Genomic DNA, 26,542 nt, shown 5'->3' on the forward strand with positions numbered 1-26,542 from the left:
GCCCGGCACGCGCTCCGGCCCCGGTTGCGCACCGGCAGGGTGCGCTCATGCGGGTCGCGCGCCCCTCTACGGGGCGCCCCGCCGCCACGCCGAATCAGCGCGGGATGTTCGGCTGGCGCGGTTTCTTCCTGCCCTTGGCGAAGGCCGCCGCCTTGTTCTGCTGGCCCTTGCTCCACGGTTTGCCGCCGTCGCTGGCGCGTGGCGGCAGGCCGGTGTGCTGGGTCAGCAGCTTGCCGGTCTTCTTGCTGCCGGCCGGCGTGGAATTCTTCCGCCGCGCGCTCTGGTACTCGCCGGTGTCCGGCTGGTAGGTCGGCACCAGGTGCTGCTTGCCGTTGCCGATCAGGTCGGCGCGGCCCATGCGCTCCAGCGCCTCGCGCAACAGCGGCCAGCCCTTCGGATCGTGGTAGCGCAGGAAGGCCTTGTGCAGGCGGCGCTGCTGGTCGCTCTTGACGATGGTCACGCCATCGCTCTTGTAGGTGACCTTGCGCAGCGGGTTCTTGCCCGAATGGTACATCGCGGTGGCGGTGGCCATCGGCGACGGATAGAACGCCTGTACCTGGTCGGCGCGGAAACCGTTGCGCTTGAGCCAGAGCGCCAGGTTCATCATGTCCTCGTCGGTGGTCCCCGGATGCGCGGCGATGAAGTACGGGATCAGGTACTGCTCCTTGCCCGCCTCCTTCGAGAACTTCTCGAACATCTGCTTGAAGCGATCGTAGGTGCCGATCCCCGGCTTCATCATCTTGTCCAGCGGACCGCGCTCGGTGTGCTCCGGGGCGATCTTCAGGTAGCCGCCGACATGGTGGGTGACCAGTTCGCGGACGTACTCCGGCGACTCCACCGCGAGGTCGTAGCGCAGGCCGGAGGCGATCAGGATCTTCTTCACCCCCGGCAGCGCGCGGGCCTTGCGGTACAGCTCGATCAGCGAGCTGTGGTCGGTGTCGAGGTTCTCGCAGATGCCGGGGAACACGCAGGACGGCTTGCGGCAATGCTTCTCGATGTCCGCACTCTTGCAGGCGATGCGGTACATGTTAGCGGTCGGCCCGCCGAGGTCGGAGACCACCCCGGTGAAGCCGGGCACCTTGTCGCGCATCTCCTCGATCTCGCGGATGATCGACTCGTGCGAACGGTTCTGGATGATCCGTCCCTCGTGCTCGGTGATCGAGCAGAAGGTGCAGCCGCCGAAGCAGCCGCGCATGATGTTCACCGAGAAGCGGATCATCTCGTAGGCGGGGATCTTCGCCTTGCCGTAGGCCGGGTGCGGCACGCGCGCGTAGGGCATGCCGAACACGTAGTCCATTTCCTCGGTGCTCATCGGGATGGGCGGCGGGTTGAACCAGACGTCCACCTCGCCGTGCTTCTGCACCAGGGCGCGGGCGTTGCCCGGGTTGGTTTCCAGGTGCAGCACGCGGTTGGCGTGGGCATAGAGCACCGGGTCGTTGCGTACCTTCTCGAACGACGGCAGGCGGATCACGGTCTTCTCCCGGGTCAGCCTGGGATTCGGCAGCAACTGCACGACCTTGGCTTCCTGCGGGTCCTCCACCGCGCCCTTTTCCTGCTCGATGGCGCAGGCGGCGGTGTCCTGGGTGTTCACGTAGGGATTGATGATCTTGTCGACCTTGCCCGGCCGGTCGATCCGCGTGGAATCGAGCTCGAACCAGCCTTCCGGGGTATCGCGACGGACGAAGGCGGTACCGCGCACGTCGCTGATCGCGCTTACCGGCTCGCCCTGGGCCAGGCGCTGGGCGATCTCCACCACGGCGCGCTCGGCATTGCCGTAGAGCAGGATGTCGGCGGTGGCGTCCATCAGGATCGAGCGGCGCACCTTGTCCTGCCAGTAGTCGTAGTGGGCGATCCGCCGCAACGACGCCTCGATGCCGCCGAGGATCACCGGCACATGGCTGTAGGCTTCCTTGCAACGCTGGCTGTAGACCAGGCTGGCGCGGTCCGGGCGCTTGCCGGCCAGGCCGCCGGGGGTATAGGCGTCGTCGGAGCGGATCTTCTTGTCCGCGGTGTAGCGGTTGATCATCGAGTCCATGTTGCCGGCCGCGACCCCGAAGAACAGGTTCGGCTCGCCGAGCTTCATGAAGTCGTCCTTCGACTGCCAGTCCGGCTGGGCAATGATGCCGACGCGGAAACCCTGGGCTTCCAGCAGGCGGCCGATGATGGCCATGCCGAAGGACGGGTGGTCGACGTAGGCGTCGCCGGTGACGATGATGATGTCGCAGGAATCCCAGCCGAGCTGATCCATCTCTTCCCGGCTCATCGGCAGGAAGGGCGCCGGACCGAAACACTCGGCCCAGTACTTGGGATAGTCGAACAACGGCTTGGCGGCTTGCATCACGGGCACCGGGTATCTCTAGGAATGGGGAGCGCAAAAACGCGGGCGCGGAATATAGCACAAAAAATGAGCAATTCCGACGTTTTCACTAGGTATTGCCTGTCGTCGGGCGGCTCGTGGAAATGCCATCATTTAGCCATCTAACTTCTATACTGCGATCACTGTCATCTCACCCGGCCTCGACGACAGGCCCCCCGGGAGAGTCATCGTGCGCCACCCCCTTGCCCTGATCGCGGTCCTCTTCCTGTTGCTGGCGGGCGCCACGTCCGGCGCCGCGTCCGGACCGCCCGGCGGCGCCTGGCTGAACGGCTCGCTGGCACTGCTCGAGGACCCCGACGGCAGCCTGCAGGTGGACGACCTCGAACAGCCGGAGCGGGCCGAGCGCTTCGTCGCCGCCCAGGGGCGAACCAGCGTGGGCCTCAGCCGCAGCGTGTGGTGGCTGCGCCTGGACCTGCCGCCGCGCGAGGCGGTGCCCGGAGGCTGGTGGCTGGAAGTCGCCAGCTCCAGCCTGCTGGACCTGCGCCTGTACCTGCCCGACGGCCAGGGCGGCTACCGCGAGCGGCGCAGCGGCGACGCCGTGCCCTTCGCCGAGGGCCGCGACCATGCCTATCGCCACCCCCTGTTTCGCCTGCCCGCCGACGATGGCCCGCTGCGCGTCTACCTGCGCAGCCACGACCCCGGTGGCAATGCCTTTCCGTTGCGGCTCTGGAGCCACGACGAGCTGCTGGAATACCGCAGCCAGGGCAACCTGCTGTTCGGCATGGCCTACGGGCTGATCCTCGCCCTGCTGTTGTACAACCTGTTCCTTTTCAGCAGCCTGCGCGACCGCGCCTGTTTCTGGTACGTGCTGACCGGGGCCAGCGCGCTACTGCTGACCCTGAGCATCAGCGGCCACGGCTTCGAATACTTCTGGCCCGAACATGCGCTGCCCTGGTGGCTGAACCGTCTGACGCTGCTGGCGTTCTGGGGCATCTGCGTGATCCGCTTCAGCCAGAACCTGCTGCAGAGCCGCCAGCACGCCCGCCGGGCCCATCATCTGCTGAACGCCTGCTGCCTGCTGTTCCTCGTCTGCCTGGCACTCAACGCCGGCGGCTGGCGCTGGCAGGCCGGCGGGATGCTGGCGGCGACCCTGCTGGCGAACCTGCCGATCGCCATCGGCCTGGCCCTGCAACGCTGGCGCCAGGGCTCTGCCACCGCACGCCTGTACCTGCTCGGCTTCGGCCTGGTGCTGGGCAGCGTCAGCCTGGAGGTGATGCGCGCCACCGCACTCGTCCAGCCGACCTCGGCCAACGCCATGGTGTTCCCGCTGGCGCTGACCCTGGAGGCCTTGCTGTTCTCCCTCGCGCTCGCCTCGCGGATCCAGGACCTGAAGCAGGAAAGGGCCCAGGCCCTGGAGCAGGCCGACCAGGAGAAGAACGCCCGCCTGGCCCTGCTGCACAGCGCCCAGCGCGACCTGGCGCGCGCCGTGGAGGTGCGCACCAACGAGCTGAGCGAAGCCAACCGCCTGCTGCAGATGCGTGAAGCGCAACTGCAGTATGCCGCCCTGCACGACCCGCTGACCGGCCTCGGCAACCGCCGCCAACTGCTGGAGTTCGCCGAGCGCGCACTGGAAGACGCCCGTCGCCACGGCGACAGCATGGCGCTGCTGCTGATCGACCTGGACCACTTCAAGCCGATCAACGATACCCACGGCCACGACGCCGGTGATTTCGTCCTGCAGAGCGTGGCCCAGCGCCTGCGCCAGTGCGTGCGCGCCGATGACTGCGTGGCGCGCCTGGGCGGCGACGAATTCGCCGTGTTCATCGGCGGCTCGAACGCCGAACAGCACGCCCGCGAAATCGCCGAGCGGCTGTTGCGCGAGCTGGCGAAACCGGTGGAGTTCGCCAAGCAGTGGCTGGTGATCACACCGAGCATCGGCGTCGCCCTGTTTCCCGGCGACGCCCTGCAGTTCGGCAAACTCTACAAGGCCGCCGACCAGGCGCTGTACCGGGTCAAGGGCGCCGGCCGGGCCGGCTACGCGATGGCCGCCGACGCGCAGCGCGAGACGGCGCCGGCACTGCCCTGGCCGTCCGCCCTGGCGCCGGACCGGAGTTCCTGATCAATGGGCGTAGCGCCGCGGCACCCGCGCGGTGACCTTGCTCAGCAGCTCATAGCCGATGCTGCCGCAGGCGCACGCCACCTCGTCCACCGCCAGTTGCGCGCCCCATAGCTCCACCGGATCGCCGACGCGGACGTCCGGCAGGCCGCCGAGATCGACCGTCAGCATGTCCATCGATACCCGGCCGGCCAACCGCGTGCGTCGTCCGCCGACCAGCACCGGGGTGCCGGCTGGTGCGTTGCGCGGGTAGCCGTCGGCGTAGCCGCAGCTGACCGTGCCGATCCGAGTCGGGCGTTCGGCGACCCAGCCGGCGCCGTAGCCGACGCTCTCGCCCGCCGCCACCTCGCGCACCGAGATCAGACGCGCGGTCAGGCTCATCGCCGGCTTCAAGCCCAGCTCGGCGGCGCTCAGGTCGGCGAAGGGGGTCGCGCCGTAGAGCATGATCCCCGGCCTCAGCCAGTCCATGTGCGCGGCCGGGATGGTCAGCACCGCCGCCGAATTGGCCAGGCTGCGCTGGTCGAAATCCAGGTCGAGCAGGCCGAGGAAGCACTCCACCTGCTGCTCGGTGAGCGGATGGTTGCGCTCGTCGGCGCAGGCGAAGTGGCTGATCAGGTTCAGCTCGCGCACGCCGGGATGGTTGCGCAGGCGCGCATGCCACGCGCGCAGCGCGGCGGGGTCGAAGCCCAGGCGGTGCATGCCGGAGTCGAGCTTGAGCCAGACGTTGAGCGGTGTATCCAGTCCGGCGGCGAGGAACGCTTCGCCCTGCTCGAGCCCCTGGATCACCAGGTCCAGCCGCAACTGGCCGGCGAGGGCGTATTCGCTCGCCTCGAAACAGCCTTCCAGCAGCAGGATCCGCGCGTCGGCGTGCAGGGCGCGGACCTCGGCAGCCTCCTCCAGGCAAGCCACGGCGAAACCGTCGGCCTCGTCGTGCAGCGCCGTCACCACTTCACGCGCACCGTGGCCATAGGCGTTCGCCTTGACCACCGCGAACGCCTGGCGCTGCGGCGCGCAGCGCTTGGCCAGGTTGTAGTTGTGGCGGATCGCGGAAAGGTCGACGGTGGCAACGAGGGGACGCATGGTCTCGGGTCCTGCAAATGAAACGGGCGCCTATGGTAAGGCGCCCGCCGGGCAAGACCCAAGCCGGGTCATTCGTCTTCGAAGTTGTACATGCCGGCGGCGAGGTTCTCGAAGCGCGTGTACTTGCCGATGAAGGCCAGCCGCACGGTGCCGATCGGGCCGTTACGCTGCTTGCCGATGATGATTTCGGCGACGCCCTTGAACTCGGTCTCCGGGTGATACACCTCGTCGCGGTAGACGAACATGATCACGTCGGCGTCCTGCTCGATCGCACCGGATTCGCGCAGGTCGGAGTTCACCGGGCGTTTGTTGGGCCGCTGCTCCAGGGAGCGGTTGAGCTGCGACAGGGCGATCACCGGGCAATTGAATTCCTTCGCCAGGGCCTTCAGCGAGCGGGAAATCTCGGAAATCTCGTTGGTCCGGTTGTCGCCGCTGGAGCCGGGGATCTGCATCAGTTGCAGGTAGTCGATCATGATCAGCGCCAGGTCGCCGTGCTCGCGCACCAGGCGACGGGTCCGCGCGCGCATTTCCGAGGGGCTGATGCCGGCGGTGTCGTCGATGAACAGCTTCTTGTCGTTGAGCAGGTTGATCGCCGAGGTCAGGCGCGGCCAATCCTCGTCGTCGAGCTTGCCGGAACGCACCTTGGTCTGATCGATACGCCCGAGCGACGAGAGCATACGCATCACGATCGAGTCGGAGGGCATCTCCAGGGAGTACACCAGCACGGCCTTGTCGGTGCGCATCACCGCGTTCTCGACCAGGTTCATGGCGAAGGTGGTCTTGCCCATCGACGGACGCCCGGCGACGATGATCAGGTCGGCCGGCTGCAGGCCGCTGGTCTTCTCGTCGAGGTCGGTGAAACCGGTGGACACCCCGGTCAGCGCCTCGGTGGTGTTGAACAGGTAGTCGATGCGGTCGATGGTCTTGACCAGGATATCGCTGATCCCTACCGGCCCGCCGGTCTTCGGTCGCGCTTCGGCGATCTCGAAGATCTTCCGCTCGGCCTCGTCGAGGATCTCGTTGGCGCCGCGACCTTCCGGGTGGAAGGCGCTGTCGGCGATCTCGTTGCTGATGCCGATCAGTTGGCGCAGGGTGGCGCGCTCGCGGATGATCTGCGCGTAGGCCTTGATGTTGGCGACCGACGGAATGTTCTTCGCCAGTTCGCCGAGATAGGCCAGGCCGCCGACCTGGGCCAGTTGTCCTTCCTTCTCCAACTGCTCGGAGAGGGTCACCACGTCGATCGGCTGGTTGGCCTCGGCCAGCTTGTAGATGGCGCGGAAGATCAGGCGATGGTCATGGCGGTAGAAATCGCCGTCGGACACCGAGTCCGACACACGTTCCCAGGCGTTGTTGTCCAGCATCAGGCCACCCAGCACGGCCTGCTCGGCCTCGATCGAGTGCGGCGGCACCTTCAGGGCTGTGGTTTCCAGGTCGTATTGCTCGGGGCTGGTGATCTCGTTCATAGACTCGACGCAAGAAAAAGGAACAGCGGAAAAAACAACGGGCACGGTGCCGTTGCCGGTACCGTGCCCGATGTTAGCGGACTGCCGCGGACACGCATATGCCCGCCCAGCCCTACCGATCGGATCGCTTACTCAGCGACGATGATCAGCTTCAGAGTGGTTTCCACGTCGGTGTGCAGGTGCACGGCGACGTCGAACTCACCGGTGTTGCGCAGCGCGCCGTTGGGCAGGCGAACTTCGGCTTTTTCCAGCGGGTAACCGGCAGCGGAAACGGCTTCGGCGATGTCGCGGGTGCCGATCGAACCGAACAGCTTGCCTTCGTCGCCAGCGTGGGCGCCGAGGGTTACCACCAGCTCGGAGAGCTGGGCAGCACGGGCTTCGGCAGCGGCCTTCTTCTCGGCGGCAGCCTTTTCCAGCTCGGCGCGGCGGGCTTCGAACGCAGCGACGTTCTCGGCGGTGGCGACGGTGGCCTTGCCCTGCGGCAGCAGGAAGTTACGGGCGTAGCCGCCCTTGATGTTCACCTTGTCGCCCAGGTTGCCCAGGTTGGCGACTTTTTCCAGCAGGATGACTTCCATTTGAGTCTTACCTCTTAACTTTTAACCTTCACCGTTCGTGGAGCCCTGGCGCCGGGCCAGGCGTCCACGAAAATCAAACAGACTGTCGACAACCGCCAAAAGACAGATCAGGTTCCCCAGCAGCAATACAGCCAGGTACAGGCCCACCAGCCAGCCACCCGCCAGGCGCTTCAGGGCGATCAGGCCATGCCCGAGCGCCACGCCGGCGATGATCAGCGGCACGCTGCACAACGGACCGAGCGCCGCGGCCTGCACTTCCAGCGCCGGGACCACGACGGCCCCCAGCAGCAGGATCACGGCAACCGCCGGCGCCAGCCGCAGACTCCGGAATTCGCGGCCGAAGCCACCCGGGTTGTACAGCGAGGCCTGCCAGTACCGCGCCAGCATCAGGCAGAGCAGGCAGGTCACCTGCAGCGAGGACGCCATGACCCCGGTCAGGGTCGGCACCAGCGCCACCTGCAACTTTTCCAGCTCTTCGCCCGACAGCTGGGACTCCCCGCGAAGCTGGGTCAGGACCTTGGAGACTTCCGTCGCCAGGACGCCGATCAGCTCGCTGGAGGTATGCCCCAGCACCAGCGCGAATACCACGCCAACTGCAACACTGCCCAGCAGCACATGGCTCCAGGACATGCTGGCGCGCAGGATCTGCGCCAGCGTCAGGGTTCCGAGCAGGACCAGAAGGATGCTCGGATCGCCCAGGTACCACCAGAACATCGCCGGTAGCACCGCCCAGGCCAGGACGCCGAAGGCGTCGCCGAATCCGCGCCGCAGCAGCACCAGGCTACCGGCGGCGGCACTCAGCCAGAACAACAGTGGAACAACCGCGGAGCCTGCCACGGCGAGCGTGGCCTGCATGCGGCCGCGCATGGTGAACTCAGCCAGTGCGCGCATGCGATCTATCCCTTACCAGCGTCCGACTGCCCGATCTCAACGGCCGTGGCTGTCGGTGTAAGGAAGCAGGGCCAGGTAGCGGGCGCGCTTGATAGCGGTCGCCAGCTGACGCTGGTACTTGGCCTTGGTGCCGGTGATACGGCTCGGAACGATCTTGCCGGTTTCGGAAACGTAGGCCTTCAGGGTGTTGAGATCCTTGTAATCGATCTCTTTCACGCCTTCGGCGGTGAAGCGGCAGAACTTACGACGACGGAAGAAACGTGCCATGTGATTGGCTCCTCAATACTGGTCCGGAATTACTCGTCAGCGTTATCGCTATCGCTGTTGTCGTCGCCATCGGCGCCTTCAGCGTTATCGTTCGGACGCTCACGACGCTCGCGACGCTCGTTGCGGCTTTCTTCAGCCTTGAGCATCTCGGACTGCTCGGTGACAGCTTCGTCGCGACGCATGACCAGGTTACGGATCACGGCGTCGTTGTAACGGAAGTTGTCTTCCAGCTCAGCCAGGGCCTTGGCGCTGCACTCGACGTTCATCAGAACGTAGTGGGCCTTGTGCACGTTGTTGATGGCGTAGGCCAGCTGACGGCGGCCCCAGTCTTCCAGGCGGTGGATCTTGCCGCCGTCTTCTTCGATGGCCTTGGTGTAACGCTCGACCATGCCACCGACTTGTTCGCTCTGGTCCGGGTGAACCAGGAACACGATTTCGTAATGACGCATAAATGCTCCTTACGGGTTGCAGCCTGCCGCGGAACGGTCAGGCAAGGAGTGAATGTTTTCTTGGCTTGCCTGGCGGAGAGGCGAACGAACGCCTGCCCACGCGGCAAGGGGCGACATTCTAGAGAAGGGCAACCGGCGAAGCAAGGAAGATTGGCGAATATTTGTACAGCACCGGGAATGCAGCGGGACCGTCGCGCGACGGCCCCGTCCTCGCTCAATCCAGCGGGGTGCGCTGGCGAAGGATCTCGAACAGGCAGACGCCGGTGGCGACCGAGACATTCAGGCTGCTGACGCTGCCGGCCATCGGCAACCTGGCGAGGAAGTCGCAATGCTCGCGGGTCAGGCGGCGCATGCCCTTGCCTTCCGCGCCCATCACCAGCACGGTCGGTCCCTTGAGGTCGAGCTGGTAGAGGGTCTTGTCCGCCTCGCCGGCGGTGCCGACCACCCACAGGCCGCGCTGCTGGAGCTTTTCCAGGGTGCGCGCAAGGTTGGTCACCGCCACCAGCGGGATCACCTCGGCGGCGCCGCAAGCGACCTTGCGCACGGTGGCGTTGAGGGTCGCCGACTTATCCTTCGGCACGATCACCGCCAGCACTCCCGCCGCATCGGCGGTGCGCAGGCAGGCGCCGAGGTTGTGCGGGTCGGTGACGCCGTCCAGGGCCAGCAACAGCGGCGCGCCTTCGGCCCGCTCGAGCAGTTCCTCGAGCATGTTCTCGCCCCAGACCTGGCTCGGACTGACCTCCGCGACCACCCCCTGGTGGACGCCTTCCGCCCACTCGTCGAGTTCACGCCGGTCGCGCTGCCCTACCGGGATACGGAACCCGGCGGCCAACTCGGTGAGCACCTGGACCCGCGGATCGTGGCGGCCCTCGGCCAGCCACAGCTGCTTGACCCGCTTCGGGTGGTGACGCAACAACGCTTCCACGGCGTGCACGCCGTAGACCTTTTCCCACTGACTCATGACTTGGCCTTACGTTTGCGTGCCCCGGTCGCTGCCGGAGCGCTATCGGCCTTCGGCTTGGAAGGCCCCTTGCGATGCTTGGTCGGTTTCCCCGGCTTGGCGGCAGCAGGCTTGCCGCCCCTGGCCTTGCCCTTGGCGTTCTTGCCGGCCGGGGCGGCCTTGCCCTTCTTCCCACCCTTGTCCTTGCCGCCGCTGTCGCCGACACGCGCCTCGGCGAGCAGAGCCTTCTTCACTTCGCGACTCTTGCGTACGTCGGTGTTGCCGAGCATCTCCGCGGCCTGGGCCAGCAGTTCCGGCGCCACCGGCGGCAGCGCCTGCACCTTGCCGGCCTTGCGTCGCGGCACCACCGCGGCGTCAGGACTGGCCAGCGCAGGCTCCAGGTCGACCTCGGGCACGGAGGCACCCTTGCGCCCCTTCGGCGCCTTGCCGGCATTCGCCGACTTGTCGCCATTGCGCTTCTTGCGTCCGATCGGCGCGCTCAGCACGTTCCCGGCCAGCTCGAAATCGATCTTCCGTTCGTCCAGGTCGACCCGCGCCACTACCACTTCCGTGGTGTCGCCGAGACGGAAGCTGCGCCCGGTGCGTTCACCGCTGAGGCGATGGTGCACGGCGTCGAAATGATAGTAGTCGCCGGGCAACGCGGTCACATGCACCAGACCTTCGACGAAGATATCGGTCAGCTCGACGAACAGGCCGAAACCGGTGACGGCGGTGATTACGCCAGGGAAGGTCTCGCCGACCCGCTCGCGCATGTATTCGCATTTCAGCCAGTTGGTCACGTCGCGGGTCGCCTCGTCGGCACGCCGCTCGGTCATCGAGCACTGCTCGCCCAACTGGTCCAGGCGCAATTCGTCGTACGGATAGATGCGCGCCTTGGGCATGCTTGCCGCACCGGCCCGCTGCACGTGCGGAGTCTCCACCTTGGAGCGGATCACGCTGCGGATCGCGCGGTGCACCAGCAGGTCGGGGTAGCGCCGGATCGGCGAGGTGAAGTGGGTGTAGGCGTCATAGTTGAGGCCGAAGTGGCCATTGTTGTCCGGGCTGTACATCGCCTGGCTGAGCGAACGCAGCATGACCGTCTGGATCAGGCGGAAGTCGGCGCGGTCGCGGATCTTCTCCAGCAATTCCTGGTAGTCGCCCGGGGTCGGCGCGGCCTTGCCGCGACCCAGGCTGAGCCCCAGCTCACCGAGGAACTGGCGCAGGTTGTTGAGTTTCTCCTGGGGCGGGCCGTCGTGCACCCGGTACAGCGACGGAATGCCGTGCTTCTGCAGGAAGCGCGCGGTCGCCACGTTGGCGCAGAGCATGCATTCCTCGATCAGACGGTGCGCGTCGTTGCGCTGGGTCGGGCGGATTTCCGAGATCTTCCGGTCGGCGCCGAAGACGATGCGGGTCTCCTGGGTCTCGAAATCGATCGCGCCGCGCACGTGACGACCGGCCAGCAGGGCCTTGTACAGCGCGTAGAGTTGCTGCAGATGCGGCACCACCCCGGGCAACTGCTGGCGCAGGTTCTCGGCCTCGACGCTGTCGGGACGCTCGAGCAACTGGCTGACCTTGGTGTAGGTCAGGCGCGCATGGGAGTGGATCACCGCTTCGTAGAACTGGTAGCCGGTGAGCTTGCCGGCCTTGGACAGGGTCATCTCGCAGACCATGGCCAGGCGGTCGACCAGCGGATTCAGCGAGCAGAGGCCGTTGGACAGCACTTCCGGCAGCATCGGGATCACCCGCTCGGGGAAGTACACCGAGTTGCCGCGCCTGGCCGCCTCCTCGTCCAGCGCCGAGCCGACCTTCACATAATGCGAGACGTCGGCGATCGCCACGAACAGGCGCCAGCCGCCGCCACGCCTGGACTCGGCGTACACGGCGTCGTCGAAGTCGCGGGCGTCCTCGCCATCGATGGTGACGAACGGCACCTGACGCAGGTCGATGCGCTTCTGCTTGTCCTTCTCCGCCACTTCCGGCTTGAGCCTGGCCGCTTCCTTCTCCACCGCGGCCGGCCACACGTGCGGAATGTCGTAGCTGCGCAGGGCGACCTCGATTTCCATGCCCGGCGCCATGTAGTCGCCGAGCACCTCGACAATCTCGCCCTGAGCCTGGCGATGGATGCTCGGCCACTGCTCGATGCGCACCTGGACGAACTGGTTGTGCCTGGCCTTGCCAGTCTTGCCCGGCGGGATCAGGACTTCCTGCTGGATCTTCGGATTGTCCGCGACCACCACGCCGATGCCGCTTTCCTCGAAGTAGCGGCCGACCACGATCTCGTGGGCACGCTCGATCACCTCGACCAACTGGCCTTCGCGGCGGCCGCGGCGATCGTGGCCGGACACCCGGGCCAGGGCACGGTCGCCGTCGAACACCAGACGCATCTGGGTCGGGCTGAGGAACAGGTCGTCGCTGCCATCGTCGGGAATGAGGAAGCCGAAGCCGTCACGGTGCCCGCTGATGCGGCCGCGGATCAGGTCCAGCTTGTCCACCGGCGCATAGGCACCGCGACGTGTATAGATAAGCTGCCCGTCGCGTTCCATGGCACGCAGGCGTCGACGCAGGGCTTCTTCCGGCTCCTCGCCGGCGAGCCCGAACTCGTCGAGTAGCTGGGAACGGGTCGCCGGGGCGCCTCGCTCGGCCAGATGAGCCAGGATCAGTTCCCGGCTGGGAATGGGGTTTTCGTACTTTTCCGCTTCGCGAGCGGCCTCGGGATCGAGGTTTTGCCAATCGGCCATTAGAGGTAGGTCACCTTTTCTTCTTTAGCGTTCGCTGCCATTGCTCTATTGAAGCGCGAAAACGCTTCGTCGGTCAGCTTCGGCAGCAGAATAATTTTTATCGCATCAGGGGTTTACAAGCACAATGCGTACTCGTATAGTTCGCGCCCACAACGTTGCTGAGACGTTGTAACACGGAAACGATGAGCGATCATCGACTCCAGTGCCCAGGTGGCGGAATTGGTAGACGCACTAGGTTCAGGTCCTAGCGGTGGCAACACCGTGGAAGTTCGAGTCTTCTCCTGGGCACCATATTTCAGACAAAGCCAGACATTAGACTGCCTTTGTTTCAGCAGTTCAGCCACTACCAGGCATTGAAACTGCAGCAAGGTTTGCAACATCCAAGTCGATGAGCGATCATCGCACAATGCTGAAAAGCATGCCCAGGTGGCGGAATTGGTAGACGCACTAGGTTCAGGTCCTAGCGGTGGCAACACCGTGGAAGTTCGAGTCTTCTCCTGGGCACCATCTTCAAGACAAACAGCCGAGCATCGCTCGGCTTTTTGTTGTCCGCGCTTTCCCCCTTCGAAGCACACCTCTCCTCCACTCGCCGCTGCGCCGCCCCGGAAATGAAAACGGGCTGCATGCGCAGCCCGTTCCGTCATCGTCCCGCTATCCGCCTCAGGCGAACGGATGGCGCAGGATGATGGTTTCGTTGCGGTCCGGACCGGTGGAGATGATATCGATCGGCGCACCCACCAGCTCTTCCACGCGCTTGATGTAGGCGCGGGCGTTGGCCGGCAACTCTTCCAGGGTCTTCGCTCCCACGGTCGACTCGCTCCAGCCGGGCATTTCCTCGTAGACCGGCTGCAGGCCGATGTAGCTGTCGGCATCGGTCGGCGCTTCCAGCACGTCGCCATCGGCATTCCTGTAGCCGACGCACAGCCGCACCACGTCCAGGCCATCGAGCACGTCGAGCTTGGTCAGGCACAGGCCGGAAATGCTGTTGATCTCGATGGCGCGACGCAGGATCACGGCGTCGAACCAGCCGCAGCGGCGAGCGCGACCGGTGGTGGCGCCGAACTCGTGGCCGCGCTTGGCCAGATAGGCGCCGACGTCGTCGAACAGCTCGGTCGGGAACGGACCGGAACCGACACGGGTGGTGTAGGCCTTGGTGATTCCCAGCACGTAGTCCAGGTACAGCGGGCCGAAGCCGGAACCGGTGGCGGTGCCGCCGGCGGTGGTGTTGGAGCTGGTCACATAGGGATAGGTGCCGTGGTCGATGTCCAGCAGCGATCCCTGGGCGCCTTCGAACATGATGTCCTTGCCGTGCTTGCGCAGGTCGTGCAGGGTCGCGGCGACATCGGCCATCATCGGCTTGAGCAGCTCGGCATATTCCATCGCCTCGTCCAGAGTCTTCTGGAAGTCGATGGCCGGCTCCTTGTAATAGTGCTGAAGGACGAAGTTGTGGTAGTCCAGCAGCTCGCCCAGCTTGGCGGCGAAGCGCTCGCGATGGAACAGGTCGCCGACGCGCAGGCCACGGCGCGCCACCTTGTCCTCGTAGGCCGGGCCGATGCCGCGACCGGTGGTGCCGATCTTGGCTTCGCCGCGGGCCTTCTCGCGCGCCTGATCGAGAGCGACGTGGTAGGACAGGATCAACGGGCAGGACGGACTGATGCGCAGGCGTTCGCGCACCGGCACGCCCTTCTCTTCCAGCTTGGTGATTTCGCGCAGCAGCGCATCGGGCGCCAGCACCACGCCATTGCCGATCAGGCACTGCACGCCTTCGCGCAGGATGCCCGATGGAATCAGGTGCAGGACGGTTTTCTCGCCATCGATCACCAGGGTGTGGCCAGCGTTGTGACCACCCTGGTAGCGAACTACGGCAGCCGCCTGCTCGGTGAGCAGGTCGACGATCTTGCCCTTGCCCTCATCACCCCACTGGGTGCCCAGGACTACGACATTCTTACCCATAACACTTGTCCCCATCGTGGAAGTTCGATGCCGGCCGCGGCCGGCGGAAATCTCAGGACGCCAGCGGCGCCACCTGCCAATTGCCATCGCGCAGCGCCAGCTGCCGGTCGCAGCCCGCCTCGCGCGCAGAAGCCGCATCCTGCCCGGGCAGTGCCTGGACGACACGCTGCCCGTCGCGGCGCAGTCGCTGCACCGCCTGCCAGAGGCCGGCCCCTTCGGCCGGCGCCCAGATACCCGACACTGCCTGGTCCAGCCGGGCCTGGCCGAGAGTGACCAGGTTTTTCAAATCGGTGGAAAAACCGGTTGCCGGTCGGGCACGCCCGAAGTCGGCACCGATATCGTCATAGCGACCGCCCTGGGCGATGGACTGGCCAACGCCGGGCACGAAGGCCGCGAACACTACCCCGGTGTGATAGTGATAGCCGCGCAGTTCGCCGAGGTCGAAATACAGCGGCAAGCCCGGGAAGCGTGCGGCCAGCGAGTCGGCGATCTCGATCAGCTCGTTCAGTGCCACCTGCACCTCGGTTGGCGCCGCAGCCAGGCGCACACGCCCCTGCTCGAGCGCGTCGCGCCCACCACACAGTTCGGCCAGCGCGCGCAGCATGTCGCGCAGCTCGCCCGGCAGGCTCGCGGTCAAGGCCTCGACCTCGTCCACCGCCTTGCGCTGCAAGGCGTCGAACAGCTGCTGCTCGACCTCGCCGGAAAGCCCGGCCGCGCGGGCCAGGCCACGGTAGATGCCGACGTGGCCGAGATCCATGTGTACATCCGGCACTTCCGCCATCTCGAGCATGTCCAGCATCAGGCTGATCACCTCGACATCGCTGGCCGGACTGGCGTCGCCGTACAGTTCGGCGCCCAACTGGATCGGGCTGCGCGAGGTGGACAGCGCGCGCGGTTGCGCATGCAGCACGCTGCCGGCATAGCACAGCCGGCTCGGCCCCTCGCGACGCAGGCTGTGCGCGTCCATCCGCGCCACCTGCGGCGTGATGTCGGCGCGGAACCCCATGAGCCGGCCGGACGCCGGGTCGGTCACTTTGAAGGTGCGCAGGTCGAGGTCCTGTCCCGCGCCCGTGAGCAGTGACTCCAGGTATTCGATATGCGGGGTCACGACGAACTCGTAACCCCAGCGGTGGAACAGATCCAGCACCTGACGGCGGGCTGCTTCGATGCGCGCCGCCTCCGGGGGCAGCACCTCTTCGATCCCATCTGGCAGCAGCCAGCGGTCTACCGTTGCCATTTCGCCTCTCCCCTTTCAGCCGGGCGGCACATCATCAGTGAATCCAGTAAAGAAGCAGGGTGCCGAGCAGCATGCTGCCCAGCCCCACGAGACGCAGATGACGGTCGCTCAACCGGCCGATGCCGGAGACCGCCTCGCGCCACTGCCGCGGACACAGGAACGGCAGGATGCCTTCCAGCACCAGTACCAGACAAAACGCGATGCCGAATTCCTGCCACATGATTCTCGCGGACGCAAAAAAGCCGGGATTTCCCGGCTGGCTCATCATAACACGATTTCTCCGACGGGCGCTGCCGCCCGCCGGAGAACCGCGGATTACTTGTTGGCCTTGTTCAGGTAGCGGAAGAACTCGCTGCTCGGATCGAGCACCAGCACGTCGCGCTTCTCGGCGAAGCTCTCGCGATAGGCCTTCAGGCTCCGGTAGAACGCGTAGAACTCCGGATCCTGGTTGTAGGCCTTGGCGTAGATCGCGGCAGCCTTGGAGTCCCCGTCACCGCGGGTCTCTTCCGACTCGCGATAGGCCTCGGCGACGATCACCCGGCGCTGGCGGTCGGCGTCGGCGCGAATGCCTTCGGCCAGTTCGCGACCCTTGGCACGGTGCTCGCGGGCCTCGCGCTCACGCTCGGTGCTCATCCGCTCGAAGACGCTGCGGTTGACTTCCTTCGGCAGGTCGATGGCCTTGACCCGCACGTCGATCACCTCGATACCCAGCTCCTTCTGCGCCATGCGATTCAGCGACGCGGTGATGTCGCCCATCAGCGCATCGCGCTCGCCGGACACCACTTCGTGCAGGGTACGCTTGCCGAACTGGTCGCGCAGGCCCGCCTCCAGGCGCCGCGACAGACGCTCGTCGGCGATCTGCTTGAGACCCGAGGTCGCGGTGTAGAAGCGCTCGGCGTCCGCCACCCGCCACTTGGCATAGGCATCAACCATCACCGCCTTCTTCTCCAGGGTCAGGAAGCGCTGGGTCGGGGCGTCCAGGGTCAGCAGGCGGGCATCGAACTTGCGCACCTGGTTGACGTACGGGATCTTGAAATGCAGGCCCGGCTTGACGTCGGACTCGACCACCCGGCCGAAGCGCAGCATGACCGCGCGCTCGGTCTGCTGGACCACGTAGACGCTGTTCCACAGCACGATGGCGGCGACGACACCGACGATCAGAGCGATCAAAGACTTGTTGCCCATCAGCGGCTCTCCCTCGTACGCGCGTCTTGCTGGCGCAGGTCGTTGACGATCCGCGAACCCAGGTCCGAAGCGCTGGCGCTGCCACCACCGGTGGAGGCGCCGGCACCCGCTGCGGGAGCGGCGTTACGACCATCGATCATCTTGTCCAGCGGCAGGTAGAGCAGGTTGTTCTGCCCCTGCTGGCCGGTCACCAGCACCTTGCTGGTCTGGCTGAAGACTTCCTGCATGGTATCCAGGTACAGGCGCTCGCGCGTCACTTCCGGCGCCTTGCGGTACTCGACCAGCAGCTTGGAGAAGCGGTCCGCCTCACCCTGGGCGCGGGAGATCACTTCGTCGCGGTAGCCGTTGGCCTCCTCGATGATGCGCTGCGCCTGGCCGCGCGCTTCCGGCACCACGCCGTTGGCATAGGCCTCGGCCTGGTTCTTCTCGCGCTGCTCGTCCTCGCGGGCGCGGATCACGTCGTCGAACGCTTCCTGCACCTCGCGCGGAGCCTGGGCGCTCTGGATGTTCACCTGGGTCACGGTGATACCGGTCTTGTAGGTATCCAGGAAGCGCTGCAGGCGCTCGCGCACCTCGGTCGCCATCTGCTCGCGGCCTTCGGTGAGGATCCGGTCCATGGTGGTGGAGCCGGCGACATGCCGCAGCGCGCTCTCGGTCGCCTGCTGCAGGCTGACCTCGGGCTGGTCGACGTTGAGCACGAAGTCCTGCAGGTTGCTGATCTTGTACTGCACGGTCAGCGGCACCTCGACGATGTTCTCGTCCTCGGTGAGCATCTGCCCCTGCTTGCTGTACGCACGCTCGCGGGTGACGTTCTCCTGGAAGCGCTTGTCGATCGGCGGGAAGTAGAAGTTCAGGCCGGGACCGACCGTCTCGTAGTACTTGCCGAAGCGCAGGATGACCGCCTGCTCCTGCTCGTCCACCACATAGATGGCGTTGTACAGCCAGAGCACGGCGAGGATCGCCAGGCCGATGCCGAACAGGCCCAGGCCACCGCCCTTGCCGCCGGAACCGGAGCCGGAGCCGTTGCCACTGCGTTTTTTTCCACCGAACAGCCCGTTCAGGCTGTCCTGAAGCTTGCGGAAAGCCTCATCCAGGTCGGGCGGCCCCTTGCGGTCACCACCGCCGCCACCACCGCGGCGGCCTCCCCACGGGTCTCGATCGTTGTTGTTCGAGTTGTCACCCGGCTCGTTCCAAGCCATAGCGCTCTCCATCTAGTAACGCGAAACGCGCCTGCGGCGCGGCCACCCATGCTACCGAATGCCCTGCCCGCTGCCAAAAGCAGCGATACGGGCTTTATTGCAAAGTGTGTTGCGCAACGAACTCCGCCGGCTGCCAACCTGCGCGGCTCGCCAGGCGATTCAACTCGGCCCGCGGCAGGCGCACCTGCAGCAGGGTACAACCTTCCTCATCGTGCGCCTCGGACTGCACCGCGCCCAGCTCGAACAGCTGGGCGCGCAGGCGCCCGAGCCGCTGGGGCAGGCGCAAGGTACCGACGAACAGGTCCTCGCCGAGCAGCTCGGCGATGGCCTGACGCAGCAGGTCGAGGCCTTCGCCGGTCTGCGCCGACAGCCAGACGCGCACCGGCTTGCCGGCATCGTCGCGCTGGATGTGCGGTTCGACCGAGGGTAGCAGGTCGACCTTGTTATAGACCTCGAGCATCGGCAGTTCGTTGGCGCCGATCTCGCCGAGCACCGCCAGCACCTGCTCGATCTGCGCGTCCCGCTCGGGCTCGTGGGCATCGATCACGTGCAGGAGGAGGTCGGCATTGCTCGATTCCTCCAGCGTAGCGCGGAAGGCCTCCACCAGCTTGTGCGGCAGGTGGCGGATGAAACCCACCGTGTCGGCCAGCACCACCGGCCCGAGGTCGTCCAGCTGCAGGCGACGCAGGGTCGGGTCGAGGGTGGCGAACAACTGGTTGGCGGCGTACACCTCGGACGAGGTGAGCGCATTGAACAGGGTCGACTTGCCGGCGTTGGTATAGCCGACCAGCGATACCGCCGGGATGTCCGCACGCTTGCGCCCACGGCGGGCCTGCTCGCGCTGGCTGCGGACCTTCTCCAGGCGCTGCTTGATCTGGCGGATGCGCACGCGCAACAGGCGCCGGTCGGTCTCCAGCTGGGTTTCACCCGGTCCGCGCAGGCCGATACCGCCCTTCTGCCGTTCGAGGTGGGTCCAGCCGCGGACCAGCCGCGTGCTCATGTGCTCCAGCTGCGCCAGTTCCACCTGCAACTTGCCTTCGTGGGTCCGCGCGCGCTGGGCGAAGATATCGAGGATCAGCCCGGTCCGGTCGAGCACGCGACATTCGAACGCACGCTCGAGATTGCGCTCCTGGCTGGGCGTCAGGGTGTGGTTGAAAATCACCAGCTCGACGTTCTCGGCCTTGACCAGGTCGTGCAGTTCCTCGACCTTGCCACTGCCGATGAGATACTTGGCGCTCGGCTGATGGCGGGACACGCTGACGAATGCCACCGTTTCCGCGCCGGCCGAACGCACCAGTTCCTGGAACTCCTGCGGATCTTCGCGCGCCTCGGGGTTCTGCCCTTCCAGATGCACCAGAACAGCCTGTTCCCCACCACCTGGGCGCTCAAAGAACAAAGCGGACTCCCGTCAAGCGTTGCCCGGCTCGGCCGGCTGGTCGCCGCTCGGCAGACGCACCGGACGGCTCGGTACCACGGTGGAGATCGCGTGTTTGTAAACCATCTGGCTGACGGTGTTCTTCAGCAGGATGACAAACTGGTCGAACGACTCGATCTGGCCCTGCAGCTTGATGCCGTTGACCAGATAGATGGAAACCGGAACGCGTTCTTTCCGCAGGGTATTGAGGTAAGGGTCTTGTAGCGAATGCCCTTTTGACATGTGCCGCACTCCTTTAAGGATCGTAGTTTGAGTAGTCGAATAGGGTGACTTGGCGCCGTCCAAACCTCCGGACTCGCTCCGGAAACAGACGGACAAATTAAGGTCTCAGGCCAATATGGAGACCGTTTTCAGGTATTTCAAGGCACGCGGCAGATTGTCACCTGCTAGGCTGTCCATCCAGTGTAGATGGCTCCAGCTTCGCAGCCAGGTGAACTGGCGCTTGGCCAACTGGCGGGTTGCGATGATGCCGCGCTCGGTCATTTCAGCGTAGGACAGCTTGCCGTCCAGGTAATCCCACACCTGACGGTAACCCACGGCTCTAATAGACGGTAATCCTGCATGCAAGTCACTTCTGGCATGCAGTGCTTCGACCTCGGCGATGAAACCCTGTTCCAGCATCTGGCGAAAACGCTGCGCAATCCGCGCGTGCAACACCTGGCGCTGCTCGGGAGCAATCGCCAGCTGGGCGACAGTATACGGCAATTGATTCCTGCCTGACGCGTCAAAATCCGCCTTTTCAGCGCTTTGCCGGCGACGCAGTTCGCTCATCGACACGCCGCCGACGCGATAGACCTCCAGCGCCCGCATCAGCCGTTGCGGATCGTTGGGATGGATTCGCGCGGCCGACTCCGGGTCGACCTCGGCGAGTTGCCGATGCAGCGCCTCCCAGCCTTCGGCCCGGGCCTCGGCCTCGAGCGCGGCGCGCACCTCGGGATCGGCACCGGGCATGTCGGCCAGGCCTTCGAGCAACGCCTTGTAATAGAGCATGGTGCCCCCCACCAGCAGGGGAATCCTGCCGCGCGCGGTGGCCTCGGCCATCGCCGCCAGGGCGTCGGCGCGGAATTCGGCGGCCGAATAGCTCTCGGCCGGGTCGCGGATATCGATCAGGCGGTGCGGATAGCGCGCCAGCAACTCCCGGGAAGGCTTGGCCGTACCGATATCCATGCCGCGGTAGATCAGCGCCGAGTCGACGCTGATCAGCTCGCAGGGCAGCGCATCGGCCAGCGCCATCGCCAGGTCGGTCTTGCCGGCGGCGGTCGGCCCCATGAGGAAGATGGCGGGAGGCAGGGAAGGCATCGGAAAGCTCTTGGACAAAGCGCATAGCTTCGGGCTTTGCGCCCGAAGCCGCAAGCTCAGCGGCCGCGCAGGAAGAGCTTGTCCAGTTCGTCCAGGCCCAGTTGGGTCCAGGTCGGACGCCCATGGTTGCACTGGCCGCTGCGCTCGGTGATTTCCATGTCGCGCAGCAGGGCGTTCATTTCCGGCAACGTCAGGCGCCGATTGGCACGGACCGCTCCGTGGCAGGCCATGGTCCCGAGCAGTTCGTTCAGATGCGCCTGGATACGGTCGCTGGTGCCGTACTCCAGCAGGTCGGCGATGACGTCGCGTACCAGTTGGGTCGCCTCCGCCTGCTTGAGCAGCGCCGGGATCTGTCGGATCGCCAGGGTTTCCGGGCCCAATCGCTGCAACTCGAAGCCCAGGCGCTGGAACCAGCCGGAGTGCTCCTCGGCGCAATCCGCCTCGCGCTCGCTGACCGCGATCGACTCCGGCACCAGCAGCGGCTGACCACGCAAGCCTTCGCTGGCCATCGCCACCTTGAGGCGCTCGTAGGTGATCCGCTCGTGGGCCGCGTGCATGTCCACCAGCACCAGGCCGTGGGCGTTCTCGGCGAGGATGTAGATGCCCTTGAGTTGCGCCAGGGCGTAACCCAGCGGGGGGATGTCCTGGGCGCTTTCGGGCAGCGCGGCCGGCGCCTCGCCGGCGGGCAGCGGCGCGAAGTAGGCCTTGTAGGCGCCGCCGGCCTCGGCCAGCGAGGGCGGCGCCTCCGGCCGGGTGTAGGCGGAATAGCCGGAGGAAGCGCCGGACGAGGATGCACCGCCGCTCCAACCCACCCGCGCCGCCGGGCTCTCCAGCACACTTTCGGCCAGGCGCATCTCGCCCTGCGGGCCGAATTCGCCGGCGGCGGCACCGGTCGGACGCGGCTCGGTCAGGCTGGTCGCCCCGGGCGGCGCGAGCTGGTCGTCGGGGCGAACCTCGCCCAGCGCGCGATGCAGGGTGCCATAGAGGAAGTCATGGACCATCCGGCTGTCGCGGAAGCGCACTTCGTGCTTGGTCGGATGCACGTTGACGTCGACCACCGCCGGATCGACCTCGAAGAACAGCACGAAGGTCGGGTGCCGGCCGTTGTACAGCACGTCGCGATAGGCCTGGCGCACCGCGTGGGCGACCAGCTTGTCGCGCACCATGCGCCCGTTCACATAGAAATACTGCAGATCCGGTTGGCTGCGGGAGAAGGTCGGCAAGCCGACCCAGCCCCACAGGTGCAGGCCATTGCGCTCGACCTCGATCGGCAACGCCTGCTCGAGGAACGCCTGGCCGCACACCGCGCCGACCCGGCGCGCGCGGGCCAGCTCGTCGCGCGCCTCGTGCAGGGCGAAGATGGTCTTGCCGTTGTGGCGCAGGTGGAAAGCCACGTCGAAACGGGCCAGCGCCAGGCGCTTGATGACTTCCTGCAGATGGTCGAACTCGGTCTTCTCCGCACGCAGGAACTTGCGCCGCGCCGGGGTGTTGAAGAACAGGTCGCGAACCTCGACGCTGGTTCCCACCGGGTGCGCCGCCGGCTGCACTCGCGGCTGCATGTCACGGCCCTCGGTCTCCACCTGCCAGGCTTCGCCGGCGTCGGCGGTGCGCGAGGTCATGGTCAGGCGCGCCACCGAGCTGATCGAGGCCAGCGCCTCGCCGCGGAAGCCGAGGCTCATCACCCGCTCCAGGTCTTCCAGCTCGCGGATCTTGCTGGTGGCGTGGCGAGCCAGGGCCAGCGGCAGGTCATCGGCGGGGATGCCGCGACCGTCGTCGCGCACCCGCAGCAGCTTGACGCCACCCTGCTCGACTTCCACGTCGATACGCCGGGCGCCGGCATCGAGGCTGTTCTCCAGCAGTTCCTTGGCCACCGAGGCGGGACGCTCGACCACCTCACCGGCGGCGATCTGGTTCGCCAGCCGCGGACTGAGCAGCTGGATACGCGGCGCTTCGCTCATCACTGGGCCGCCAGGGCGGTGCTCGGGATGGACAGGGCCTGGCCGACTTTCAGGTTGTCGCTGGACAGGCTGTTGCTGCTGCGCAGCGCGGCCATGCTCACTTCATAGCGCTGGGCGATCATCGCCAGGGTCTCTCCGGGCCGCACCACGTGCTCGCGCGGCCCCATCGACAGCTTGCCCTGGGCGCGCAACGAGGCGATGTAGGTGCCGGGCGGCGGGCTCTGCTGGAAGTACTGGCGGATGCCGCTGGTGATCGAACGCGCCAGGGCCTGCTGGTGACTGGCGCTGGCCAGCTTGCGCGACTCGTTGACGTTCGAGATGAAGCCGGTTTCCACCAGGATCGAGGGAATGTCCGGCGATTTCAGCACCATGAATCCGGCCTGCTCCACCCGCCGCTTGTGCAGCGAGGTGATGCGTCCGACATTGGTCAGCACCTTGTGCCCGACATCCAGGCTCGACGACAGGGTCGCGGTCATCGACAAGTCGAGCAGCACGCCGGCGAGCATCTGGTCCTTGTCGCCGAGGCTGACGCTGCCGTCGCCGCCGATCAGGTCGGAACGGTTTTCGCTGTCGGCCAGCCAGCGCGCGGTTTCCGAGGTGGCGCCGCGGTCGGACAGGGCGAACACCGAGGCGCCGAAGGCGCTGCGGCTCGGCGCGGCGTCGGCATGGATCGAGACGAACAGGTCGGCGCCCTTCTTGCGGGCGATCTCGGTGCGCTTGCGCAGCGGGATGAAGTAGTCGCCGGTGCGGGTCAGTTCGGCACGGTAGCCGCGCACCTGGTTGATCTGTCGCTGCAACTCGCGGGCGATCGACAGGGTGATGTTCTTCTCGTGCAGGCCGCCCGGGCCGAGGGCGCCGGGGTCCTCGCCGCCGTGCCCGGCGTCGATGGCGATGACGATGTCGCGGGTGCCACCCTTGGTCGGCAGCGGCAGCTTGGCCACCGGTTGGGTCGGTGTCACCGGGGTGACCGGCACGCTCGGGGTCGGTGTCGCCGGCACGTCCGGGGTCAGGTCGGCGCCCTGGTCATAGAGATCGACCACCAGGCGGTTGCCATACTGCTGGTTGGGTGGCAGGACGAAGCTCTTCGGGGTGACCTGGGCGGACAGGTCGAGGACCATGCGCAGGTCGTTCGGCGTGCGCTGGGCCGAGCGCACCGCGGTGATCGGGGTGTTGCCGAGCTTGAGGCCGTTGAGCTGGGTCGCCAGTTGGGCGCCGCTGACGTCGATGACGATACGGTTGGGCGCGGCCAGGGTGAACAGGCTGTGCTGCACCGGGCCGGAGAGATCGAAGACCAGACGGGTGTTATCCGGAGCGCGCCAGATCCGCACGCTCTTGATTTGCGCGGCGGCCAGAACCTCGCCGACCTGACAGGCCAGCAGAATCATCACCCCAGTCAACAACGTCCGCAGACGCAAGCCCCAACCCATCGTTTTTCTCATGCTCCCATGGTCAGGGTGGCACACCAGGCTTCGCCCCGCGCACCATGCGGTACCAGGCGCAGTGTCCGTCCACCCGCTTGGGCAGTAATGGTAATGTCCAGATCAGCGGTTGGCAAAACGCCCGCGCCGCGCTCGGGCCACTCGATCAGGCAGAGCGCGCTGCCATCGAAATAGTCGCGGATGCCGAAGAACTCCAGTTCCTCCGGATCGGCGAGCCGGTACAGGTCGAAATGGTAGGCGCGCAGCTCGCCGATTTCGTAGGGCTCGACCAGGGTGAAGGTCGGGCTTTTCACCGAGCCGGCATGGCCGAGGCCGCGCAGGATGCCGCGCGAGAGGGTGGTCTTGCCGGCGCCGAGGTCGCCGTGCAGGTAGATGACCCCCTGCCCGCCGCTGGCCCGGGCGATGCGCCCGCCCAGTTCGACCATCGCGTCTTCCCCTTCGGCGGACAGGATCACTTCAGACACGGACTGCACTCCTCGAGCAACTGACGAACGGTAGGTACGAGATCGGTCGCCACCAGCCCGCGACCCTGGGCGCCCAGCCGCTCACCGGCGGCTGCGTGTAGCCAGACCGCCAGGCAGGCCGCGTCGAACGCCGCCATGCCCTGGGCCAGCAAGGCACCGATGACACCCGACAGTACGTCGCCCAGGCCGGCTCCGGCCATCGCCGGGTGCCCCCGGGAACAGACGGCGAGACGACCGCCGGGCGAGGCGACCAGGCTGCCGGCGCCCTTGAGTACCACCACCGCCTGATAGCGACGCGCCAATTCCAGCGCCGCAGCCGGGCGATCCGCCTGCACCTGCGCGGTCGTGCGGCGCAACAGGCGCGCGGCCTCGCCGGGATGCGGCGTCAGGATCCACGCCTGCGGCCCTGCTCCGACCGGTTCCAGGGCCAACAGGTTCAACGCGTCGGCATCCCAGACCTGCGGCAATGGCCGCCCCCGGGCGGCGCTCAGCAGGCTGCGCCCCCAGGCCCTCTGGCCGAGCCCGGGACCGAGCACCAGCACGCTGGCGCGTTCGGCGAGAGCCAGCAACTGGCTCGCCGAAGCCACGCCATGGGCCATGACCTCGGGGCAACGGCCCAGCAGCGCCGGTACGTGTTCGACGCGGGTCGCCGCCGAGACCAGGCCGGCGCCGCAGCGCAGGGCGCTTTCCGCGGCCAGCAGCACCGCTCCGCCCATCCCGGCGTCGCCGCCGGCCACCAGCAGATGGCCGAAGAGCCCCTTGTGGGCGGTCCGCGGCCGCGCCGCCAACCTTGGCAGGTCGCGGTGCGCCAGGCGCCGCGCCAGGGGCGGGAGCGTCGCGACCGCGGCGGCGTCGCCGCCCAGGTCGTCGAATACCAGTTCACCGACCCGTTCCGGCGCCTCGCCGGTGAACAGCCCGAGCTTCAGCGCGACGAAAGTCACCGTCAGGTCCGCCCGGATCGCCTCCCCCAATACCGCGCCGGTGTCGGCGCTCAGGCCGGAAGGGATGTCCACCGCCAGGACCGGCAGGCCGGCGGCGTTGGCCAGGCGGATCGCCTGGGCGAAAGGTTCGCGGACCGCGCCGGCCAGGCCGGTGCCGAGCATGGCGTCGACCAGCACGCCCTCGAGTTCGGCGCATTCGCTCCACGGTTGCACCGCGACGCCGGCATCCAGGGCCGTGGCATGGGCCTGCGCGGCATCGCCGGAGAGACGATCCGCCGCCGCGACCGCCAGCACCCGCACGCGCCAGCCGGCGCGCTGCGCCAGCGCCGCGACCAGGTAGCCGTCGCCGGCATTGTTGCCATGCCCGGCGAGCACGGTCAGCGCCCCGGCCTCCGGCCAGCGCCGGCGCAATGCGCGCCAGGCGGCATGGGCCGCGCGCTGCATGAGTTCGAAGCCCGGTGTCCCGGCGGCGATCAGGCGCGCATCGAGGTCGCGCACCTGGGCGGCGGAATAGAGGGCGAGTGGCAGGTCGTCGTGCTGGAAGGTCATGGTCATCGGATCGATTCGGCGTCGGACGCGCAGTCTGGCAGAATTAT

The 26,542-nt window shown here is 66.7% G+C and carries 22 protein-coding genes and 2 tRNA genes; 3 read left to right on the forward strand and 21 right to left on the reverse strand.

What is annotated here, in order from left to right; all coding sequences use genetic code 11:
* Positions 1–94 precede the first annotated feature (94 nt).
* Entirely contained in the window at positions 95–2,338 is a 2,244-nt protein-coding gene (locus PSPA7_RS26985) for a YgiQ family radical SAM protein (protein ID WP_003157450.1), read from the reverse strand.
* Positions 2,339–2,546: 208 nt separating this feature from the next.
* On the opposite strand from PSPA7_RS26985, the gene PSPA7_RS26990 reads away from it, so the two are divergent.
* Positions 2,547–4,436 carry a diguanylate cyclase gene (locus PSPA7_RS26990; RefSeq protein ID WP_012077627.1) on the forward strand — a complete coding sequence of 630 codons (1,890 nt, stop codon included), beginning with the start codon at positions 2,547–2,549 and terminating at the stop codon, positions 4,434–4,436.
* Here PSPA7_RS26990 and alr read toward each other — a convergent pair whose 3' ends face one another.
* The 8 genes from alr to rnr form a co-directional block, all read right to left on the reverse strand.
* Positions 4,437–5,513: an alanine racemase gene (alr, locus tag PSPA7_RS26995; protein ID WP_012077628.1), complete on the reverse strand. Its 1,077-nt coding sequence runs from the start codon at positions 5,511–5,513 to the stop codon at positions 4,437–4,439. It lies immediately after the preceding gene.
* 68 nt (positions 5,514–5,581) lie between these two features.
* Positions 5,582–6,976 carry a replicative DNA helicase gene (gene dnaB / locus PSPA7_RS27000; protein ID WP_003100012.1) on the reverse strand — a complete coding sequence of 465 codons (1,395 nt, stop codon included), beginning with the start codon at positions 6,974–6,976 and terminating at the stop codon, positions 5,582–5,584.
* A gap of 128 nt (positions 6,977–7,104) precedes the next feature.
* Positions 7,105–7,551 (reverse strand): 50S ribosomal protein L9, encoded by a 447-nt coding sequence (rplI, locus tag PSPA7_RS27005; RefSeq protein ID WP_003095627.1) that lies wholly within the window; start codon positions 7,549–7,551, stop codon positions 7,105–7,107.
* Between the two features lie 21 nt (positions 7,552–7,572).
* The gene (locus PSPA7_RS27010; RefSeq protein WP_003156453.1) at positions 7,573–8,442 is read right to left on the reverse strand and encodes a hypothetical protein; all 870 of its coding nucleotides are present in this window, start codon (positions 8,440–8,442) and stop codon (positions 7,573–7,575) included.
* A gap of 36 nt (positions 8,443–8,478) precedes the next feature.
* A complete protein-coding gene (gene rpsR, locus PSPA7_RS27015) occupies positions 8,479–8,709 on the reverse strand; it encodes a 30S ribosomal protein S18 (RefSeq protein ID WP_003095634.1) in 231 nt (76 codons plus the stop codon).
* A gap of 29 nt (positions 8,710–8,738) precedes the next feature.
* Positions 8,739–9,158 carry a 30S ribosomal protein S6 gene (gene rpsF / locus PSPA7_RS27020; RefSeq protein ID WP_003095636.1) on the reverse strand — a complete coding sequence of 140 codons (420 nt, stop codon included), beginning with the start codon at positions 9,156–9,158 and terminating at the stop codon, positions 8,739–8,741.
* A 214-nt stretch (positions 9,159–9,372) separates the two neighbouring features.
* Positions 9,373–10,119: a 23S rRNA (guanosine(2251)-2'-O)-methyltransferase RlmB gene (gene rlmB / locus PSPA7_RS27025; protein ID WP_003156454.1), complete on the reverse strand. Its 747-nt coding sequence runs from the start codon at positions 10,117–10,119 to the stop codon at positions 9,373–9,375.
* On the reverse strand, positions 10,116–12,836 hold the full coding sequence (gene rnr, locus PSPA7_RS27030) for a ribonuclease R (protein ID WP_012077629.1): 2,721 nt from the start codon (positions 12,834–12,836) through the stop codon (positions 10,116–10,118). The genes rlmB and rnr overlap by 4 nt, the downstream gene beginning before the upstream one ends.
* Positions 12,837–13,040: 204 nt before the next feature.
* On the opposite strand from rnr, the gene PSPA7_RS27035 reads away from it, so the two are divergent.
* Together PSPA7_RS27035 and PSPA7_RS27040 are read left to right on the forward strand one after the other, a co-directional pair.
* Positions 13,041–13,127, forward strand: a tRNA-Leu gene (locus PSPA7_RS27035).
* A 129-nt stretch (positions 13,128–13,256) separates the two neighbouring features.
* A tRNA-Leu gene (locus tag PSPA7_RS27040) sits at positions 13,257–13,343 on the forward strand.
* 153 nt (positions 13,344–13,496) lie between these two features.
* On the opposite strand, the gene PSPA7_RS27045 is transcribed toward PSPA7_RS27040, so the two are convergent.
* From PSPA7_RS27045 to PSPA7_RS27100, 12 genes are all read right to left on the reverse strand, one after another.
* A complete protein-coding gene (locus PSPA7_RS27045) occupies positions 13,497–14,789 on the reverse strand; it encodes an adenylosuccinate synthase (RefSeq protein ID WP_012077630.1) in 1,293 nt (430 codons plus the stop codon).
* 52 nt (positions 14,790–14,841) lie between these two features.
* Positions 14,842–16,026 (reverse strand): ATP phosphoribosyltransferase regulatory subunit, encoded by a 1,185-nt coding sequence (locus PSPA7_RS27050; protein ID WP_012077631.1) that lies wholly within the window; start codon positions 16,024–16,026, stop codon positions 14,842–14,844.
* A 34-nt stretch (positions 16,027–16,060) separates the two neighbouring features.
* Positions 16,061–16,246, reverse strand: a complete 186-nt coding sequence (locus tag PSPA7_RS27055; RefSeq protein WP_003156457.1) for a DUF2065 domain-containing protein — start codon at positions 16,244–16,246, stop codon at positions 16,061–16,063.
* Between the two features lie 95 nt (positions 16,247–16,341).
* On the reverse strand, positions 16,342–17,211 hold the full coding sequence (gene hflC, locus PSPA7_RS27060; protein ID WP_012077632.1) for a protease modulator HflC: 870 nt from the start codon (positions 17,209–17,211) through the stop codon (positions 16,342–16,344).
* A complete protein-coding gene (hflK, locus tag PSPA7_RS27065; RefSeq protein WP_012077633.1) occupies positions 17,211–18,410 on the reverse strand; it encodes an FtsH protease activity modulator HflK in 1,200 nt (399 codons plus the stop codon). The genes hflC and hflK overlap by 1 nt, the downstream gene beginning before the upstream one ends.
* Positions 18,411–18,504: 94 nt before the next feature.
* Positions 18,505–19,806 carry a ribosome rescue GTPase HflX gene (gene hflX / locus PSPA7_RS27070; RefSeq protein WP_012077634.1) on the reverse strand — a complete coding sequence of 434 codons (1,302 nt, stop codon included), beginning with the start codon at positions 19,804–19,806 and terminating at the stop codon, positions 18,505–18,507.
* Positions 19,807–19,818: 12 nt separating this feature from the next.
* A complete protein-coding gene (gene hfq, locus PSPA7_RS27075) occupies positions 19,819–20,067 on the reverse strand; it encodes an RNA chaperone Hfq (protein ID WP_003095657.1) in 249 nt (82 codons plus the stop codon).
* A 105-nt stretch (positions 20,068–20,172) separates the two neighbouring features.
* Entirely contained in the window at positions 20,173–21,144 is a 972-nt protein-coding gene (miaA, locus tag PSPA7_RS27080; RefSeq protein WP_012077635.1) for a tRNA (adenosine(37)-N6)-dimethylallyltransferase MiaA, read from the reverse strand.
* A gap of 56 nt (positions 21,145–21,200) precedes the next feature.
* Complete coding sequence (mutL, locus tag PSPA7_RS27085; protein ID WP_012077636.1) at positions 21,201–23,102, reverse strand: DNA mismatch repair endonuclease MutL; 1,902 nt, start codon at positions 23,100–23,102, stop codon at positions 21,201–21,203.
* Positions 23,102–24,529 (reverse strand): N-acetylmuramoyl-L-alanine amidase AmiB, encoded by a 1,428-nt coding sequence (amiB, locus tag PSPA7_RS27090; RefSeq protein WP_003123571.1) that lies wholly within the window; start codon positions 24,527–24,529, stop codon positions 23,102–23,104. The genes mutL and amiB overlap by 1 nt, the downstream gene beginning before the upstream one ends.
* Before the next feature lie 8 nt (positions 24,530–24,537).
* Positions 24,538–25,005, reverse strand: coding sequence for a tRNA (adenosine(37)-N6)-threonylcarbamoyltransferase complex ATPase subunit type 1 TsaE (tsaE, locus tag PSPA7_RS27095; protein ID WP_012077638.1), 468 nt, complete (start codon positions 25,003–25,005; stop codon positions 24,538–24,540).
* On the reverse strand, positions 24,993–26,501 hold the full coding sequence (locus PSPA7_RS27100; protein ID WP_012077639.1) for a bifunctional ADP-dependent NAD(P)H-hydrate dehydratase/NAD(P)H-hydrate epimerase: 1,509 nt from the start codon (positions 26,499–26,501) through the stop codon (positions 24,993–24,995). The genes tsaE and PSPA7_RS27100 overlap by 13 nt, the downstream gene beginning before the upstream one ends.
* Between the last annotated feature and the right edge of the window lie 41 nt (positions 26,502–26,542).

The organism is Pseudomonas paraeruginosa PA7, assembly GCF_000017205.1.
Taxonomy (GTDB): Bacteria; Pseudomonadota; Gammaproteobacteria; order Pseudomonadales; family Pseudomonadaceae; genus Pseudomonas; species Pseudomonas paraeruginosa.

Coding starts and splice junctions, on each gene's coding strand:
- dnaB (WP_003100012.1), bottom strand. CDS start 6,976: ATGAACGAGATCACCAGCCCCGAGCAATACGACCTGGAAACCACAGCC.
- PSPA7_RS27100 (WP_012077639.1), bottom strand. CDS start 26,501: ATGACCATGACCTTCCAGCACGACGACCTGCCACTCGCCCTCTATTCC.
- PSPA7_RS27055 (WP_003156457.1), bottom strand. CDS start 16,246: ATGTGGCAGGAATTCGGCATCGCGTTTTGTCTGGTACTGGTGCTGGAA.
- PSPA7_RS27010 (WP_003156453.1), bottom strand. CDS start 8,442: ATGCGCGCACTGGCTGAGTTCACCATGCGCGGCCGCATGCAGGCCACG.
- hfq (WP_003095657.1), bottom strand. CDS start 20,067: ATGTCAAAAGGGCATTCGCTACAAGACCCTTACCTCAATACCCTGCGG.
- rpsR (WP_003095634.1), bottom strand. CDS start 8,709: ATGGCACGTTTCTTCCGTCGTCGTAAGTTCTGCCGCTTCACCGCCGAA.
- miaA (WP_012077635.1), bottom strand. CDS start 21,144: ATGCCTTCCCTGCCTCCCGCCATCTTCCTCATGGGGCCGACCGCCGCC.
- PSPA7_RS26985 (WP_003157450.1), bottom strand. CDS start 2,338: ATGCAAGCCGCCAAGCCGTTGTTCGACTATCCCAAGTACTGGGCCGAG.
- rlmB (WP_003156454.1), bottom strand. CDS start 10,119: ATGAGTCAGTGGGAAAAGGTCTACGGCGTGCACGCCGTGGAAGCGTTG.
- PSPA7_RS27050 (WP_012077631.1), bottom strand. CDS start 16,026: ATGGCAACGGTAGACCGCTGGCTGCTGCCAGATGGGATCGAAGAGGTG.
- hflC (WP_012077632.1), bottom strand. CDS start 17,211: ATGGGCAACAAGTCTTTGATCGCTCTGATCGTCGGTGTCGTCGCCGCC.
- amiB (WP_003123571.1), bottom strand. CDS start 24,529: ATGGGTTGGGGCTTGCGTCTGCGGACGTTGTTGACTGGGGTGATGATT.
- alr (WP_012077628.1), bottom strand. CDS start 5,513: ATGCGTCCCCTCGTTGCCACCGTCGACCTTTCCGCGATCCGCCACAAC.
- PSPA7_RS27045 (WP_012077630.1), bottom strand. CDS start 14,789: ATGGGTAAGAATGTCGTAGTCCTGGGCACCCAGTGGGGTGATGAGGGC.
- rpsF (WP_003095636.1), bottom strand. CDS start 9,158: ATGCGTCATTACGAAATCGTGTTCCTGGTTCACCCGGACCAGAGCGAA.
- hflK (WP_012077633.1), bottom strand. CDS start 18,410: ATGGCTTGGAACGAGCCGGGTGACAACTCGAACAACAACGATCGAGAC.
- rnr (WP_012077629.1), bottom strand. CDS start 12,836: ATGGCCGATTGGCAAAACCTCGATCCCGAGGCCGCTCGCGAAGCGGAA.
- mutL (WP_012077636.1), bottom strand. CDS start 23,102: ATGAGCGAAGCGCCGCGTATCCAGCTGCTCAGTCCGCGGCTGGCGAAC.
- rplI (WP_003095627.1), bottom strand. CDS start 7,551: ATGGAAGTCATCCTGCTGGAAAAAGTCGCCAACCTGGGCAACCTGGGC.